This window comes from Streptomyces tatrensis (genome assembly GCF_049310065.1).
GTDB lineage: Bacteria > Actinomycetota > Actinomycetes > Streptomycetales > Streptomycetaceae > Streptomyces.
Window position 1 is genome coordinate 6,136,592 of record NZ_JBMDLB010000011.1, and the last position, 16,621, is coordinate 6,153,212.

The 16,621-nt window shown below is 71.9% G+C and carries 14 protein-coding genes; 12 read left to right on the forward strand and 2 right to left on the reverse strand.

What is annotated here, in order from left to right; all coding sequences use genetic code 11:
* The first annotated feature begins 25 nt into the window (after positions 1 to 25).
* The 5 genes from ACODT5_RS44040 to ACODT5_RS44060 all read left to right on the forward strand — a co-directional run bounded on the left by ACODT5_RS44040 (position 26) and on the right by ACODT5_RS44060 (position 5,654).
* Complete coding sequence (locus ACODT5_RS44040; RefSeq protein WP_422524516.1) at positions 26 to 1,390, forward strand: sensor histidine kinase; 1,365 nt, start codon at positions 26 to 28, stop codon at positions 1,388 to 1,390.
* Positions 1,387 to 2,067 (forward strand): response regulator, encoded by a 681-nt coding sequence (locus ACODT5_RS44045; RefSeq protein ID WP_422524517.1) that lies wholly within the window; start codon positions 1,387 to 1,389, stop codon positions 2,065 to 2,067. Before ACODT5_RS44040 ends, ACODT5_RS44045 begins: the two co-directional genes overlap by 4 nt.
* Positions 2,068 to 2,277: 210 nt before the next feature.
* Positions 2,278 to 3,513, forward strand: coding sequence for an alpha/beta hydrolase (locus tag ACODT5_RS44050; RefSeq protein WP_422524518.1), 1,236 nt, complete (start codon positions 2,278 to 2,280; stop codon positions 3,511 to 3,513).
* Positions 3,514 to 3,792: 279 nt separating this feature from the next.
* Positions 3,793 to 4,848: an alpha/beta hydrolase gene (locus ACODT5_RS44055; RefSeq protein ID WP_422525229.1), complete on the forward strand. Its 1,056-nt coding sequence runs from the start codon at positions 3,793 to 3,795 to the stop codon at positions 4,846 to 4,848.
* Entirely contained in the window at positions 4,764 to 5,654 is an 891-nt protein-coding gene (locus ACODT5_RS44060) for a trypsin-like serine peptidase (protein ID WP_422524519.1), read from the forward strand. The genes ACODT5_RS44055 and ACODT5_RS44060 overlap by 85 nt, the downstream gene beginning before the upstream one ends.
* Positions 5,655 to 5,717: 63 nt before the next feature.
* On the opposite strand, the gene ACODT5_RS44065 is transcribed toward ACODT5_RS44060, so the two are convergent.
* Complete coding sequence (locus ACODT5_RS44065; RefSeq protein WP_422524520.1) at positions 5,718 to 6,626, reverse strand: EamA family transporter; 909 nt, start codon at positions 6,624 to 6,626, stop codon at positions 5,718 to 5,720.
* 122 nt (positions 6,627 to 6,748) lie between these two features.
* Complete coding sequence (locus tag ACODT5_RS44070) at positions 6,749 to 7,870, reverse strand: pyridoxal-phosphate dependent enzyme (RefSeq protein ID WP_422524521.1); 1,122 nt, start codon at positions 7,868 to 7,870, stop codon at positions 6,749 to 6,751.
* A 218-nt stretch (positions 7,871 to 8,088) separates the two neighbouring features.
* On the opposite strand from ACODT5_RS44070, the gene ACODT5_RS44075 reads away from it, so the two are divergent.
* From ACODT5_RS44075 to ACODT5_RS44105, 7 genes are all read left to right on the forward strand, one after another.
* A complete protein-coding gene (locus tag ACODT5_RS44075; RefSeq protein ID WP_422524522.1) occupies positions 8,089 to 9,663 on the forward strand; it encodes a S8 family peptidase in 1,575 nt (524 codons plus the stop codon).
* A gap of 119 nt (positions 9,664 to 9,782) precedes the next feature.
* Positions 9,783 to 10,931, forward strand: a complete 1,149-nt coding sequence (locus ACODT5_RS44080) for a DUF4190 domain-containing protein (protein ID WP_422524523.1) — start codon at positions 9,783 to 9,785, stop codon at positions 10,929 to 10,931.
* A 126-nt stretch (positions 10,932 to 11,057) separates the two neighbouring features.
* Positions 11,058 to 11,810 (forward strand): GntR family transcriptional regulator, encoded by a 753-nt coding sequence (locus tag ACODT5_RS44085; RefSeq protein ID WP_385370288.1) that lies wholly within the window; start codon positions 11,058 to 11,060, stop codon positions 11,808 to 11,810.
* 448 nt (positions 11,811 to 12,258) lie between these two features.
* Complete coding sequence (locus tag ACODT5_RS44090) at positions 12,259 to 13,944, forward strand: purine-cytosine permease family protein (protein WP_422524524.1); 1,686 nt, start codon at positions 12,259 to 12,261, stop codon at positions 13,942 to 13,944.
* Positions 13,945 to 14,104: 160 nt separating this feature from the next.
* Positions 14,105 to 14,317: an SPOR domain-containing protein gene (locus ACODT5_RS44095; RefSeq protein ID WP_385370285.1), complete on the forward strand. Its 213-nt coding sequence runs from the start codon at positions 14,105 to 14,107 to the stop codon at positions 14,315 to 14,317.
* 181 nt (positions 14,318 to 14,498) lie between these two features.
* Positions 14,499 to 16,082 carry an RNA-guided endonuclease IscB gene (iscB, locus tag ACODT5_RS44100; RefSeq protein ID WP_422524525.1) on the forward strand — a complete coding sequence of 528 codons (1,584 nt, stop codon included), beginning with the start codon at positions 14,499 to 14,501 and terminating at the stop codon, positions 16,080 to 16,082.
* A gap of 27 nt (positions 16,083 to 16,109) precedes the next feature.
* Positions 16,110 to 16,571 carry a (deoxy)nucleoside triphosphate pyrophosphohydrolase gene (locus ACODT5_RS44105; RefSeq protein ID WP_422524526.1) on the forward strand — a complete coding sequence of 154 codons (462 nt, stop codon included), beginning with the start codon at positions 16,110 to 16,112 and terminating at the stop codon, positions 16,569 to 16,571.
* Positions 16,572 to 16,621: the final 50 nt, after the last annotated feature.

Genomic DNA, 16,621 nt, shown 5'->3' on the forward strand with positions numbered 1-16,621 from the left:
CGCGCCCGCCGCCTACCGTGGGCCCATGCCGCCTTCCCTCCTCGGCCCGGAACCGGGCCGGTACCTGCGCTCCGCCCGGCCCTGGCGCGCCGCCGCCTACCTGCTCGGCGGCGGCCTCGGCGGCGCCTTCGCCTTCCTCGTCATGCTCCTCCTCGCCGTCTCCGGGACGGTCCTCGCCGTCGTCCTCGTCGGCCTCCCGCTGCTCGCCGCGCTCGCCCTGGCCGGAGTGCCCTACGCGGCCCTGGAGCGCCGCCGGCTGCGGCTGGTCGACCCCGTGCCCGTGCCCGACCCGCACCGCGATCCGGACCGTACGGGGCTCGCGGCATGGGCGCGCACCCGCTTCCGCGAGCAGGCGACCTGGCGGGAACTGGCCTACGTGCTCCTCGCCGCCACCGTCCTGTGGCCGCTGGAACTGCTCGCCGTCGGCGCCGCCCTCCTCCTCCCCGCCGACCTCATCGCCACCCCCGTCCTGCTGGCCCTCGACGGGGAACAGGCCAACCCCCTCAAGATCCACGGCATCACCGGCTACCCGGAGGCCCTGCTGTGCACCGCCGCCGGACTGCTGCTGCTCCCGCTCCTCCTCTACGGGCTCGGCGTGCTCGCGGGCGCCCGCGCGGCCCTGGCCCGGCTGATGCTCAGCCCCGGACCGGCCGATCTGGCCGACAAGGTCACCGAGTTGACCAGCTCCCGGGCCCGGCTCGCGGCCGCCTTCGACGCCGAGCGCCGGCGCATCGAGCGGGACCTGCACGACGGCGCCCAGCAGCGCCTCGTCGCGCTGTCCATGACGCTGGGGCTGGCCCGGCTCGACGCTCCGGCCGGCAGCCCGCTCGCCGGGCAGCTCGCCGCCGCGCACGCCGAGGCCGGGCAGGTCCTCACCTCGCTGCGCGAGCTCATCCACGGCATCCACCCGCAGGTCCTCACCGACCGGGGGCTGCCCGACGCCGTCGCCGACGTCGCCGACCGTTCGCCGATCCCCGTCGACACCGACTTCGAGCTTCCCGGCCGGCTGCCCGAACAGGCCGAGTCCGCCGGGTACTTCTTCGTCAGCGAGGCCCTCGCCAACGCGGCCCGGCACAGCGGGGCGAAGCGGATCACCGTCACCGGCCGGCACGACGGAGCCCGCCTGACCGTGGAGGTGGCGGACGACGGCCGCGGCGGCGCGGACGCGGCGAAGGGGAGCGGGCTGACCGGACTGGCCGACCGGGTGTCCGTCGTGGACGGCAGACTGACCCTGACCAGTCCTCCCGGAGGTCCGACCCTGCTGCGCGTGGAGATCCCTTGCATTCCGAAGGCACCGAAGGCCCCCGAGGCACCGAAGGCCCCCGAGGCACCGAAGGCACCGAAGGCACCGAAGGCTCCCGAGGCATCGAAGGCGCCGGAGGCCCGGTGAACCCGGCCGCCCCCGCGGGCGCCGCCCGGCAGCCCCTGCGCGTGGTCCTCGCCGAGGACTCCGTGCTGCTGCGCGAGGGCCTCGTCGGGCTGCTCGCCCGCTTCGGCCACCGCACGGTGGCGGCCGTCGGCGACGCCGCCGCGCTCGAGGCGGCCGTCGCCGAGCACCGGCCGGACATCGTCGTCACCGACGTGCGGATGCCCCCGGACCACACCGACGAGGGGTTGCGGGCGGCCGTGCGGCTGCGCGAGACCCGCCCGGACCTGCCCGTCCTGGTCCTCTCCCAGTACGTGCAGCGCTCGTACGCCGCCGAGTTGCTCGACTCCGGAGACGGGACGGCCGTCGGGTACCTGCTCAAGGACCGCGTCGGGCAGGTGGAGGAGTTCCTCGACGCGGTCGCGCGGGTGGCGGCCGGCGGGACCGTGGTCGACCCCGAGGTGGTGCGCCGGCTCATCAGCCGCCGGCGCGACCCCCTGGAGCGGCTGACGGCCCGCGAGCGGGAGGTCCTCGCCCTGGTGGCCGAGGGGCATTCCAACGCCGAGGTGTCCCGCCGGCTCACCGTCTCGGAGGCGGCGGTGGGCAAGCACATCGGGAACATCCTGATGAAGCTCGACCTGCCCCCGGCGCAGGAGTCCCACCGCCGGGTCCTGGCCGTCCTGGCCTACCTGCGGGGCTGACGGGGCCCGCCGCCCGGCCCGTACGGCGGTCAGAACCCGCGGACCAAGGCGACCGTGCCCGTCGACGCGCCGAGATGAGATGCCCGGAAATCGGATCATGTTTTTTGCGTTGATTTGGAACTTTCCGGGGGATTCACACATCAGGACTAGGGGGATCCCAGTCCCTTCTGTCCCACCGGGGGGCAGTCATGACCGTTCGGAGCGAAGTTCGTGCACCAGGACCCGCAGCGCCCGCGGCCCGACGACCAGCCGTACCAGTCCCACCCGCCCTACCGGCCCTACCACCCGGATGACGACCCGGCGTACCGCGACGAGGCCTACGTCCCCCCGCACATACCCGGGCCCCCCGGCGGCCCCGTTTCCCACAAGCCCGCGCGCCGCTCCCGCCGCGTCCTGTGGACCAGTGCGGCCATGGCCTTCGTGCTCGTCCTCGGCGGCGCCGGCTTCGCCGCCTGGAAGCTGGACTGGTTCTCCGGCAACGGCTCCGCGGTGAGCTTCGGCACGAACCCGCCCTCCGCCGACACCGGGGCGGCGCAGGGCAGCCCGGGCAAGGCCTCCGCGAGCCCGCCCGCACCGAGCGGCGACCCGGACGTACGGCTCGCGACCGGCCCGGCCTCCGCGTTCAAGCAGACCGCCAAGCTCGACGACGGCACGATCATCGCCAAGACCCGCCTCAAGGGCGCCAAGTCCGGCTTCGAGGGCGACGTCTGGGTGTGGACGCCGAAGGAGTACAGCGACCCGAAGTACGCCAAGAGCGGCTTCCCGGTGCTCATCGCGCTCCCCGGCGGCAACGGCTTCCCGGACAACTACTGGGCCGACCGCAGCCTCGGACTCCAGAAGGCCATCGGCGAGGGCGTCAAGGCCGGCACCAGCCTCCCGTTCATCGTGATCATGCCGGTGCTCAACCCGGACGCGAAGTACTACTACGACGGCTCCGACATCCCCGGGAAGCCCAAGATGGGCACCTGGATCGCCGAGGACGTCCCGGACTTCACCCGCGCCAACTTCCGTACGTACAAGTCCCGCGACGGCTGGGCCTTCATGGGCTCCTCCTCCGGCGCCTTCGTCGGCATGAAGCAGGTCCTCCAGCACCCGGACAAGTTCAAGGCCGTGATCGCCAGCGGCGGCGAGATCGTCCCCGACTCCCCGTTCTGGAAGGGCCACCAGGCGGAGATGGACGCGAACAACCCCGAGAAGCTCGCCCAGAAGCTGATCGACACGGGCGGTCCCGAGGTCTACATCAACTTCCAGATCGGGACCAAGGAGAGCGGCAAGGAACGCATGACGCAGTTCCGCCAGAAGTACGCCAAGGGCCCGGTCAAGATGACCATCCGGGACATCCAGAACGGCGAGCACAACGGCTGGCACTACGTGCGCGGCATGAAGGAAGGCTCACTGGAGTGGGTCAGCAAGGTGCTCAAGGGCCCGAAGCCCGAAACGGGCTGACCGCGCTCGGAGGCACCCCCGCGTGTCCCTCGCCACGTCCACCGGTCCCAGGCAACCCATCCGGTCGTTCACACCTCTGTTATGGATGTAAGGGGGACCAAACGGTCCAACCCGCGCTCCCGGAGGGCGCCGGAGAAGGAACGGGAACGATCCGTGCACCAAGACCTGCAGGGTGACGCCACCGCCACGACCGAAGAACCCGGCGCGACGGCAGCGGGCGGAGCCGCCGCGACCGGGGACGGCGCCGCCACGACCGGGCACCGCCGCCCCAGGCGCCGGCTGCGCCTGATCCTGATCGGCGGGGGTCTCGGGCTCACCCTCCTGGCCGGCGGCGGGGCGGCCGCGTACCACTACGGCCTCTTCTCGGACATAGGCGATCCCGTCGCCTTCGGGCAGCCCCGGGCCGCGGCCTCCACCGGCTCCGACGCCGGGCCCGGCGTGCTCATGCCGACCGGGCCGAAGGCCGCGTTCGTCCGGACCTCCCGGCTGCCGGACGGCACCCAGATCGGCAAGACCACCCTGACGGGCAAGAAGTCCGGGTTCACGGGCGACGTATGGGTGTGGGTGCCGAAGGAGTACGACGATCCGGCGTACGCCGACAGCGCCTTCCCGGTGCTGATCTCCCTGCCCGGCGGCCGCGGCTACCCCACGAACTACTGGGGGACCGGCCCCGGCCTCGGCCTCCAGCAGGCCGTGAGCGACGGGGCGAAGTCCGGCAAGAGCCTGCCCTTCATCCTGATCATGCCGGTGATCAACGCCGACACGAAGCACCACTTCGACGGCTCCGACATCCCCGGGCAGCCCAAGATGGGCACCTGGATGGCCGAGGACGTCCCGGATTTCACGAAGGCCAATTTCCGCACCTTCACCTCCCGCGACGGATGGGCCTTCATGGGCTCCTCGTCGGGCGGCTTCGGAGCCCTCAAACACGTCCTGAAGCACCCCGACCGCTTCAAGGCGGCCATCGCGAGCGGCGTGGACATCGTCCCCGACTCCCCGCTGTGGAAGGGGAACACGCAGGCCATGGACGAGAACAACCCCGAGAAGCTCGCCGCGAAGCTGATCGCGGCGGGCGGCCCCGACGTCTACGTGAACTTCCAGATCGGCACCAAGGAAACCGGCCGGGAAAAGGCCGAGCGGTTCATGAAGGAATACGGCAAGGGCCCCGTGCACACCGCGCTGCAGGTGATCCAGGATGGTGAGCACAACGGGAAGTCGTACGTACGCGGGATGAGGGAGGGCGCGCTGGAGTGGATCAGCAAGGTGATGTCCGCACCCACCCCGAAGCCCCGGCCGGCCCCGAGCGGCGGCGCGAGCGGCGCCGCCTCGCGGTGAGCCCCGGCATCAAGGGGATCGGGATCTGCTCGGCCGCCCTCGCGGGGGTCGCCGCGCTGCTCGCCCTGGTGTTCGTCGAGGACGCCGGCGGCTACGAGGACCGCGCGGTCCTCCCCTTCCCCACCGTCGGCGTCCTCATGGCGGGCGGCGAGCACTGGTGCACGGCCAGCGTCGTCGACAGCCCGCAGGGCAATGTCGTCGCCACCGCCGCGCACTGCGTGGCGCCCGCCGGCGAGGACGGCCGGCCGGGCGAGGCCGCGCACGACGGGCTGGCCATCGGCGAGCTCTCCTTCGCCCCCGCCTTCTCCGGCGAGGGCTCCGGGCAGCAGCCCCTCGGGCTGTGGAAGGTGCGCTCCGTCCAGGTCGACGAACGCTGGACCAAATGGGGCGAGGACACCGCCGACTTCGCCTTCCTCAGCGTCGAACCGGACGCGGAGGGGCGCAGCCTGCAGGAGGTCGTCGGCCGCGGGGAGGCCCCGAAGCCCGTCTGGACCTCCGGCTACGAGCGGGAGGTGACCGTCGTCGGCTATCCGGAATCCGAGCACAACCCCGAGAACAAGCCCGTCGCCTGTACGACGCAGAGCCGGCACGACGAGGACGACCCCGCCATGCTCTACATCAGCTGCTCGGGGTTCTGGACGGGGACGAGCGGCAGCCCGTGGATCGCCGACCGCGGCGGGCCGGGGCGGCCGGGGCAGCTCATCGGGGTGCTGAGCGGCGGCGACACCGACGTGGACTCCACGGCGGCGCTGTTCGACGACCGGGCGAAGGCCCTCTACGAGCGGGCGGCGAAGGCCGCGGACTGAGGCCTTGCGTCTCCGCGTCTCTGCGTCTCTGAGGGCCTGAGGGCCTGAGGGCCTGAGGGCCGCTCAGTCGCGCCGCTCGGTCGCGCCGCGCCGCTCCGTGCTCACGATCACGCACACCGCCGCCACGACGATCGCGCCGCCGAGCAGGATCGGCCAGGTCAGGGCCTCGTCGAGGATGAGCCAGCCCAGGGCGACGGCCACGACCGGATTGACGTAGGCGTACGTGGCCACCAGCGAGAGCGGGGCCGCGCGCAGCAGCCACACGTACGCGGTGAAACCGACGAGCGAGCCGAACAGCACGAGGTAGCCGAGGGCCAGCCAGGACGCGGTGGAGTACGAGGTGAGGTCCAGCCCGTGCTGTTCGCCGCGGCACAGGCCGACGATGATCCCGCCGACCCCGCCCGCGAGCATCTGGTACGCGCTCCCGGTGAAGGGGTTCGCCGGCAGGGTCAGCTTCGCCGCCGAGAAGGAGCCGAGCGACCAGCACACCGAGCCGGCCAGCACCAGGAGCACCCCGCCGAGCGCGATCTCCCCGCCGAGCCCCGGGCTGGTCAGGACGGCGAGCCCGCCGAGGCCCAGCAGCACCCCGGCCAGGGTGCGGGGGGAGGGGCGGTCGCCGGAGCCGGCGCGCAGCAGGACCAGCCACATCGGTACGGCGGCCACCAGGAGGGCGGCCAGCCCGGAGGGGATCGAGGTCTCGGCGAGGACGACGAGGCCGTTGCCGCCGAGGACCAGCAGCAGCCCGACCACGACGGCGGAGCGCACCTCGCCGCGGGTGGCCCTGAGGGCGGCCGGACCGCCCTGCCAGGCGACGATGCCGGCCAGGAGGAGGCCGGCGGTGATGAAGCGGGCCCCGGCGGAGAGGAACGGGGGCATGGTCTCGACGACGATCCGGATGCCGAGGTAGGTCGAACCCCAGACGACGTACACGAGGGCGAGGGCGATCCAGACACGGGTCGTTGGGGTGCGCATGACGCGGAGCCTATGTTGTTGGCCTCTGCATCCATCGGGCGGTGCCCCGGACGGGGGCCCTCCGGTCGGGCGGCCCTGCCCGGTCACCGCCAGGAAGCCCTCGGGCCGCCCTCGGGCCGCCGTCAGGCCGGCGGCGCCGCCAGTCCCGTCTTGGCTCCCGCGCCGCAGAGCGGGACGACCGCGGTGCGGCCCTGGAGGGGGTCCTCGGGGGCGGTGGGGCCGACGGCGGCCCAGCAGGCGGCGGCCGTGGGTTCCACGAAGAGGCCGCGCCGGGCCAGGTCGAGCTGGGCCGCGCGGACGCGGTCGTCGGTGACGGTCAGGAAGGTTCCGCCGGACTTGCGGACGGCCGCCAGGATCTGGCGGGCGCGCGGCGGAGCCGGGATCGCGATCCCCTCGGCCAGGGTGGGGAGTTGGGGTACGGCGTCGGCGTCCTCGGCGCCCGCGTGGAAGGCGGAGGCCAGCGGGGCGACGGCCGCCGACTGGACGGCGATCAGCGTCGGCGGGCGGACCCCGCGCAGCGCCAGCTCCTCCACCGCCAGCGCGGCCCCGAGCAGCAGGGTGCCGTTGCCGACCGGGACGACGATCACCTCGGGCAGGTGGCCGCCCAGCGCCTCCCAGATCTCGTAGACGTACGTCTTGGTGCCGTGCAGGAAGTACGGGTTGAAGACGTGGCTGGCGTAGAACACCCCCGGCAGGTCGGCCGCCTCGCGGGCCGCCACCGCCGCCGCCTCGCGGCCGCCCGGCACCACCGTCACCGTCGCGCCGTGCGCGCGCATCTGCTCCGTCTTCTTCGCCGAGGTGCCCTCCGGCACGAAGACCTCGCATGCCAGTGCGGCCCGCGCGCAGTAGGCCGCGAAGGCGGTCCCGGCGTTCCCGCTGCTGTCCGCCACCACCCGCTCCGGCCCCAGCCGGCGCGCCAGTTCCGCGAGCATCACCGCGCCGCGGTCCTTGAACGACAGCGTGGGCATCAGGAAGTCGAGCTTGGCGTGCACCCGCTCCGCCAGCGGCACCAGCGGGGTGTTCCCCTCCGCCAGCGTGACGGCGAAGGCGCCGGTGAGCGGCAGTGCGGAGCCGTAGCGCCAGAGCGAGTTCGGGCCGGCCGCGGGATCCAGCACGGCGGCCGGGTCGGGGGCGAAGTCGAGGTCCCACGGGCCGCCGCAGACCGGGCAGCACCAGGGGGCCGTCCGCGCGTCGGCGCGGGTGCCGTCTCCGGCGCAGACGTAGCCGGGTAGTGCGTGCGTCATGTGCGGTGAGCCTTTGCTCGTTCATGGCTGAGGTGTGGCACGGATGTTACGCGTTCGTTGTCCTCTTGTGGTGGAGCGACTCCGTGGGTCAACCTTTCGTCAGCGGCGCATCGTTGGGCCGAATTGATTGACATGTGCATGGTTAAAAGCCATGCCCTGGAGACGCCCGACGGCCGCGCACCCCCCGCAACGCACCACCTATGAGGAGGACCCCTCAGATGTCTGCGACGCGTCACACCCGCCGGAAGATCACCGGCATCGGAGCGACCGCCACACTGGCCCTCGCTCTCGGAGCCGCCCTCGCCTTACCCGCCTCGGCGGCCCCGCTCGCCCCGCAGGGCGTCATCGAGAACGCCGGCGCGGAGGGCACCATCTCCGGCAGCTACATCGTGACCCTGAAGGACTCCGCCGCCCGCTCCACCGCGGACAGCGGGAAGGCCGTGGCCAAGCGGTACGGCGCGAGGATCGACCGGACCTACAGCGCGGCCCTCAACGGCTACTCCGTCGAGGTCTCCGAGGCGCAGGCCAGGAAGCTCGCCGCCGACCCCGCGGTCAAGTCCGTCGTGCAGAACCGGGTGTTCACCGTCGACGCCACCCAGCCCAACCCACCCTCCTGGGGCCTGGACCGGATCGACCAGGCGGCCCTCCCGCTGAACCAGAGCTACACCTACCCGGACAAGGCCGGCGAGGGTGTGACGGCGTACATCATCGACACGGGCGTGCGTAAGACCCACCAGGACTTCGGCGGCCGCGCCGCCGACGGCTACGACGCCATCGACAACGACAACACCGCCCAGGACGGCCACGGCCACGGCACGCACGTCGCGGGCACCGTCGCGGGCACCGCGTACGGCGTGGCCAAGAAGGCGAAGATCGTCGGCGTCCGCGTGCTCAACAACCAGGGCTCGGGCACGACGGCCCAGGTCGTCGCGGGCATCGACTGGGTGACCGCGAACGCCGTCAAGCCGGCCGTGGCGAACATGTCGCTGGGCGGCGGCGCGGACACCGCGCTGGACACCGCCGTGCGCAACTCCATAGCCAGCGGCATCACCTACGCCGTCGCGGCGGGCAACGAGACGGCCAACGCCTCCACCAAGTCCCCGGCGCGCGTCGCCGAGGCGATCACGGTGGGCGCCACCACCAACACGGACGCCAAGGCCAGCTACTCCAACTTCGGCACCGTCCTGGACCTCTTCGCGCCGGGCTCCTCCATCACCTCCTCGTGGGGCACGGGCGACACGGCCACCAACACCATCTCGGGCACGTCGATGGCCTCCCCGCACGTCGCGGGCGCGGCCGCCCTCTACCTCGCGGACAACCCGGGCAGCACCCCGGCCCAGATCTCCGCGGGCCTCGTCGCCGCCTCGACCCCGAACGTGGTGACCAGCCCCGGCACCGGCTCCCCGAACCGCCTGCTCCGCGTCGGCACCGGTACCACCCCGCCCAACCCGGGCACCCGCTTCGAGAACCTGAACGACTACGCGATCGCCGACAACGCCACCGTCGACTCGCCGCTCACCGTCAGCGGGATCTCCGGCAACGCCCCGGCCACGCTGAGCGTCTCGGTCGACATCAAGCACACGTACATCGGTGACCTGAAGGTCGACCTCGTCGCCCCCGACGGCACCCTGTACAACCTGCACAACCGCACCGGCGGCAGCGCGGACAACATCATCAAGACCGTCGCGGTCAACGCCTCCTCCGAGGTGGCCAACGGCGTGTGGAAGCTCCGGGTCAACGACAACGCGAACATCGACACCGGCAAGATCGACTCCTGGGCGCTGCAGTTCTGACGCCCGGGTTCTGATGTCCGGGCAGTAGGGACGCGATGAACAGGCGGGGGCGGCCGTTTCGACGGCCGCCCCCGCTGCGTACCATTCGCGCATTCGTTCGCCCCGCTACCTGGAGCCCCGTGAGCACCCAGCCCCCGCCGCCCCACTGGCCCGTCCCGCCCCCGCAGGGGTACGCGTACGGGCCGCCCCCGCTCAACGGCTTCGCGCTCGCCTCCCTGCTCGTCGGGCTGCTCTGCTTCCCGCCGCTGGGCATCGTCTTCGCGATCGTGGCCCTCGTACAGACGAGGAAGACGGGCGAACGGGGCAGGGCGCTCGCCGTCTGGGGGCTGGTGGTCTCGCTGGTGACGAGCCTTGCCGTCGTCCTCGTGGTCCCCGTGGCCGTACGGGCCGTGGACGCGCTGGACGAGCGGAGCCGCTCCCGGGGCGGGTCGGCGGCCTACGGGGCCGTGGAGGGCGACCTCGTGGACGCCTCCGAACTGCGCGTCGGGCACTGCTTCAACGTCCCGGACGGGGGTCTGCTGGCCGAGGAGGCCCCCATCTACCGGATCGACTGCGCCGAGGTCCACGACGCTGAGGTCACCTCCGCGACCTCGATGACCGAGGAGCGGTTCCCGGGCGCCGAGGAGGTGCGGGACACCGCGGTGCGGGACTGCTGGAGCGCGCAGGACGCGTACGCGATGGACACGTGGGCCCTGCCGTCGTCCGCGGGGATGTACTACTTCGCTCCCTCGCCCGGGAGCTGGCGCGACGGGGACCGGCGGATCGTGTGCGTGATCGGCACGGAGGGCGGGGAGCAGCGCGGCAGCCTGCGCAACGACGCCGGCACGCTCACGCCCGAGCAGGTGGGCTTCCTGCGGGTCATGCGGGGGGTGGACGAGGCGCTGGCCGAGCAGCCGGACGAGGAAGTGGGTGACGACCTGCCCTCCCACCGGGCCTGGGCGCGGGAGATGGACGAGGCGCTGGACGCCGAGGCGCGGTTCCTGGACAAGGCGGAGGAGCGGCCCGAGCTGGCCGGTCCGGCCGGGGTGCAGCGCGACCGGCTCGAGGTCGCACGGCGCGCGTGGCAGCAGGCGGCGCGGGCGAAGACCGAGGGGGCGTTCCTGGACGCGTGGGACCGGGCGGCCGCCGCGCTGCCGGTCGAGCTGGAGAAGGCGCTGCGCGGGGCGTACGGACTGTCGACGACGGTGCCCGAGTGGCTGGCGGGATCCGAGGGGAACGAGGGCGCCTCGCCCGGTCCCGTGCGGAGCCCTTCCAGGGAGGCCGCGTAACGCGTGGGACGCGTGGGTTTGGGTGACCTGGCTTCATCACTTCGGGTGAAACTCTGGCCCTTGCTTGCGATGGACAACCGTCGGTTGCCAGGGTGTAGCTGTCTGTCAACCTGATGGGAGTGGCCTGTGACTTTCGGCGAGCAGCCGGCCTATCTACGCGTCGCCGGGGATCTGCGACGGAAGATCGTCGATGGGTCCCTGCCTCCGCACGCCCGGCTCCCTTCACAGGCCCGGATCCGTGAGGAGTACGGGGTCTCCGACACGGTGGCCCTGGAGGCGCGCAAGGTCCTCATGGCGGAGGGCCTGGTCGAGGGCCGGTCCGGATCCGGCACGTACGTGCGCGAGCAACCCGTCCCGCGGCGCGTGGCCCGCTCCGGCTACCGCACCGGCGGGGTCTCGACCCCCTTCCGGCAGGAGCAGGCGGAAGCGGGCGCGCGCGGCACCTGGGACTCCAGCAGCGAACAGGCCGCCGCCCCGGCGGACATCGCGAAACGGCTCGGCATCGAACCGGGCGAGCGGGTGATGCGGACGCGGTACGTCTACCGCGACGCGGGCGAGGCGATGATGCTGTCCACCTCCTGGGAGCCGCTGACGGTGACCGGGCGGACGCCGGTGATGCTGCCCGAGGAGGGCCCGCTCGGCGGCTCGGGAGTCGTCGACCGGATGGCGGCGATCGACGTGGTCGTCGACAACGTGGTGGAGGAGGTCGGGGCACGGCCGGGCCTGGCGGAGGAGAGCATGCAGCTCGGCGGGGTGCCGGGGCACGTGGTCCTGGTGATCGGGCGCACGTACTTCGCGTCCGGCCGCGCCGTGGAAACCGCCGACGTCATCGTCCCGGCCGACCGCTACCGCCTGGCGTACCACCTGCCGGTGAGGTGAACCCGGGGCTGTGCGGTGCCGGCCGGCTGCGCGCCGGGTCCAGGGGCACCGTGCGGCGCCGTTCCCGGGGGCCGGCCCCCGGACCCCCGCTCCTCAAACGCCGGAGGGGCTGGATTCGGGCGGCCCCCGGCCCGTACGTGCAGGCTGGCGCCTGCCAAAATCCAGGCCCCGCCGGGCGGTGAACTGCGTGCACGTGCAGGCTGACGCCGGCCAATCCAGCCCCTCCGGCGTTTGAGGAGCGGGGGCGCGGGGCCGGCCCCCGAAACGGCGGCGAGCCGGAACGCATCGGCGGGGCCGGTGGGCCGGAGCCTCCGGGGCCGTGTTCCGGAACCCGGACAGGGGGTGTCGGGGGGTGTAACCCCCTCGTGACGCAGGCGCCGGGGGTGTAACCCCCGGGCAATGCCCAAGCGTGACGGGCCGTCACGGAAGCGGCCTACCTTCCGGCGGTATGACCGATACCGCCACCCCGGCCACGGCCCCCGCGCCACCCCGCAGGAGCTACGCCAAGCTCGCCGCCGACGAGAGCCGCGAGGACTACTCGCTCAGGTACGCGCCCCACTCCTTCCGCCGCTGGGGCCCCGGCACCGTCGCCGGCACCGCCCTCGGCGGCATCGCCTACCTCGCCGACTTCGCCATCGGCGCCTCCATCGTCTTCGCCTGCGGCTTCACCAGCGGGGCCGCCGCGATCCTGGCCGCCGCCGCCGTCATCTTCCTGACCGGCATCCCCATCGCCCGCGCCTGCGCCACGTACGGCCTGGACATGGACCTGGTCACCCGGGGCGCGGGCTTCGGGTACTTCGGCTCCACCCTCACCTCCCTCATCTACGCCTCCTTCACCTTCATCTTCTTCGCGCTCGAGGGCTCGATCATGGCGCAGGCCATGCACCAGGCCGTCGGACTGCCCCTGGAGATCGGGTACCTGCTCACCACGCTCATCGTCATCCCGATCGTCTTCAAGGGGATGGGCGCCCTCGCCAAGGTGCAGGCCTGGACCCAGCCGATCTGGCTGATCGGGCTGGTCCTGCCGTTCCTCGTGCTCGCCTTCGAGGCCCCCGGCGCCTGGGGCGCCTTCACGCACTTCGGCGGTACGGAGGGGGCCGGCTCCGGCTTCTCCTGGATCGGCTTCGGCTTCGGCACCGGCATCGCGCTCTCGCTCATCGCGCAGATCGGGGAGCAGGCCGACTACCTGCGGTTCATGCCCGCCAAGACCCCGGCCAACAGCCGCCGCTGGAACTTCGCCGTGCTCGCCGCCGGCCCCGGCTGGGTGATCATCGGCGCCGCCAAGCAGCTCGGCGGGGCCTTCCTGGCCTTCGTCGCCCTGGAGGCCGTCGGCAAGACCCACGCGCTGGAGCCGATCGCCCCGCAGCTGGAGGCGCTGCGCCCCTGGCTCGGCGGTCTCGCGCTGCCCGTCGCCGCCCTGTTCGTCATCGTGTCCCAGATCAAGATCAACGTCACGAACGCCTACAGCGGCTCGCTGTCCTGGTCGAACTTCTTCTCCCGGGTCACCCACCGCCACCCCGGCCGCGTCTGGTACATCTTCCTCAACCTCGGCATCGCGCTGACGCTGATGGAGATGAACATGTTCGCGATGCTCGGCAAGCTGCTGGGCTTCTACTCCAACGTCGGCATCGCCTGGATCGTCGCCGTCGCCGCCGACCTCGTGATCAACAAGCGGCTCGGGCTCAGCCCGCCGTACATCGAGTTCAAGCGGGCCTACCTCTACGCGGTCAACCCGGCCGGCTTCGGCGCGATGGTGATCGCTTCCACCGTCTCGATCCTCGCCTTCTTCGGCCTTTTCGGGACATACGCGGAGGCCTTCTCCACCTTCATCGCCGCCGGACTCGCGCTCGTCCTCTGCCCGTTGATCGCCTGGGCGACGAAGGGGAAGTACTACCTGGCCAGGCCGAACACGGTCAACGGCCCGGACGTGGCCGCCCGGGACATCACGGCCACGCACCTCTGCGCCGTCTGCGAGTCCGCGTACGAGCTCCCGGACATCGCCGACTGCCCGGTCCAGTCCGGCCCGATCTGCTCGCTCTGTTGTTCCCTCGACGCGACCTGCGGGGACGTCTGCAGGAAGGAGAACGCCGGCGCCGCCGTGATCCTGCCGCTGCCGACCGTGCGCCGGGTCTGAACCGGCGCGCACGGCCCACCCGTACGCATGGCCGGATGCGTACGCCTGCGAGGTACCTCTTCGTGAAAAACCGTATCCGCTGAGTAAAGGTCGGGCGTAGGCTCGGGCATATGCGCAATGCGGTTTCCCGGGCAGGTACGTCGGCGGAGGGTGAAACGCGATGAACGACAGCGGTGCCCTGCTCCCGTGGCTGGTCATACGTGAGGACGACAACGGCAACCGCTACCGGGTGGGCCGGTACTCCACCCGGGCCGAGGCCCAGAAGGTCGCCGACAGCCTCGAAAGCAGAGGGCACAAGCAGCTCTACTGGATCGAGCGGCTCGGTCAGGTCGGTCAGGACAGCACCGCCGGCAGGACCGGCACGAGGAACTGAGCAGTGCGGCGCACCCGTCGCCGCTGCCATAGGCTCCGCCCGTAACGGGATCCCCCTCCTTTGGGAGGGGGCTTTCGGCTGTTCTGGCCGAGGGCCGCCGTTACCAGCACCAGCCAACACACATGTGTGGAGGTGAACGAAGTTGGCTACGTATCGCGTAGGACAGAAGACCCACCCACCTGTGCTTCCTCAGCAGGTGGCTCTGGAATGCGAGTCAGCAGACACCCCCCGGATCGGGGACGAAACGGGGCTCGAACGCCGCAAGGCATCCGGCGCGGTACATGTGCGAGGGGAGACCGCCGATGCCTCACCTGGCATCGGTGGCGTCACCCCCAACCGCCTGGTTGGGGAGAAAGCCCGTGAGGGCCACCCTGCCGTCTTCGTCCTCGACAAGCAGGGCACACCGCTCCAACCCGCCAGCCCCGCGAGAGCCCGCAAGCTCCTCAGGCAGGGCAGAGCCGTCGTGGCCCGGCATACCCCGTTCGTGATCCGACTTAAGGACCGCATGGTCTCGGAATCGCAGGTGGACGGTGTGGAACTCGGGATCGACCCCGGCTCGAAGTACACCGGTATTGCCGTCTTCACTGCGAAGGACGGTGAGCGCCGTGGTCTGTACTCGGTCGAACTCGCCCACCGGGGTGGCGTGATCCGGGACAAACTGACCGCTCGTGCTACCTACCGGCGTGGCAGGCGGACCCGCAACCTGCGCTACCGCGCGCCCCGCTTCTCCAATCGCACTCGCCCCGAGGGCTGGCTGGCGCCGTCGCTGCGTCACCGTGTGGACACCACCATGTCGTGGACGACCCGGCTCGCACGTTGGGCACCCGTCCGTGCCGTTCATGTGGAGCGGGTCGCGTTCGACACTCATGCCATGTCCCACGGCGGGCCGCTGGAGGGAGCCGAGTACCAGTACGGCACCTTGCACGGCGCAGAAGTCCGTGAGTACCTGTTGGCCAAGTGGGACAGGGCCTGCGCCTACTGCGGTGCTACCGGCGTCCCCCTCAATATCGACCACATCCACCCCCGCTCACGCGGCGGCAGCGACCGCATCTCCAACCTGTGCACCGCCTGCATCCCCTGCAACGAGAAGAAGTCCAACCACCCCGTCGATGCCTTCCTCGAGAAGTCCCCGCGCCGGCTGGCCCGCATCCTCGCCCAGGCCAAGGCCCCACTCCGCGACGCGGCAGCCGTAAACGCCACCCGCTGGGCCCTGTGGCACGCTCTCGATACCGCGTTTTCCACGGTTCACACCGCCTCGGGGGGCCGCACCAAATGGAACCGGCAGCGGACCGGTACTCCGAAGACGCACACCCTTGACGCCCTGTGCGTCGGCCACCTTGACGCCGTCACTCGTACTCCGGCCCGCATCCTCGCCGTCGCCGCGACCGGGCGCGGCACATACACCCGCACCCGGACCGACAGGTACGGCTTCCCGCGTCTGCGTCTGCCCAGACAGAAGGCGTTCTTCGGTTACCAGACCGGAGACCTAGCTCGCGCAGTCGTCCCTACCGGCAAGAAGGCCGGTACTTATACCGGCCGTGTCGCCGTCCGCGCGACCGGCAGTTTTAATATCAAAACCGCACACGGCCTCATCCAAGGCATCCGCCATAAACACTTCCGCCTCCTCCAACGCGCCGACGGCTATGCCTACGCCACCCGAGCCGAAGGATCCGTCGACATCCACCTGACCGCCACCGGCAGGAGCGAAGAGATCTCCGGCGCTCAGGCGCGTGCGCCCCAAGGATCCGTTTCCTCCCCCGCCTAGAGCCGGGGTGTCCACGAAAGAAGTTCGATGACTGTACGAGTGGTCGTGGGCGGAGCCCTTTGTCATGAGGGGCGCCTGCTGGCCGCCCGCCGGAGCGCGCCCCCGGAGCTCGCCGGCCGCTGGGAGCTCCCGGGCGGCAAGGCCGAGCCGGGCGAATCCGTACCCGAGGCGCTCGTGCGCGAGCTGCGCGAGGAGCTCGGTGTCGAGACCGAGGCGCTGGAGCGGATCCCGGGGGAGTGGCCGCTGAAGCCCGGCCTCGTCCTGCACGTGTGGACGGCCCGGCTGCTCTCGGGCGATCCGCTCCCGCTGGAGGACCACGACGAGCTGCGCTGGCTCGGTCCCGGGGAGCTGGACTCGGTGGACTGGCTCGACCAGGACCGCCCGGCCGTCGCCGAGGCGGGCCGCCGGCTGAGCGCCGCCGACGGCGTCCACGGAGTTCCCGGGGTTTCCGGGGTTTCCGGCGTCCACGGAGCTCCCGGGGGCGCGTGACGCGCACGCGCTAGGCCGTCTGCGCCAGAGTGCGCCGGTCCGTGGGGGGC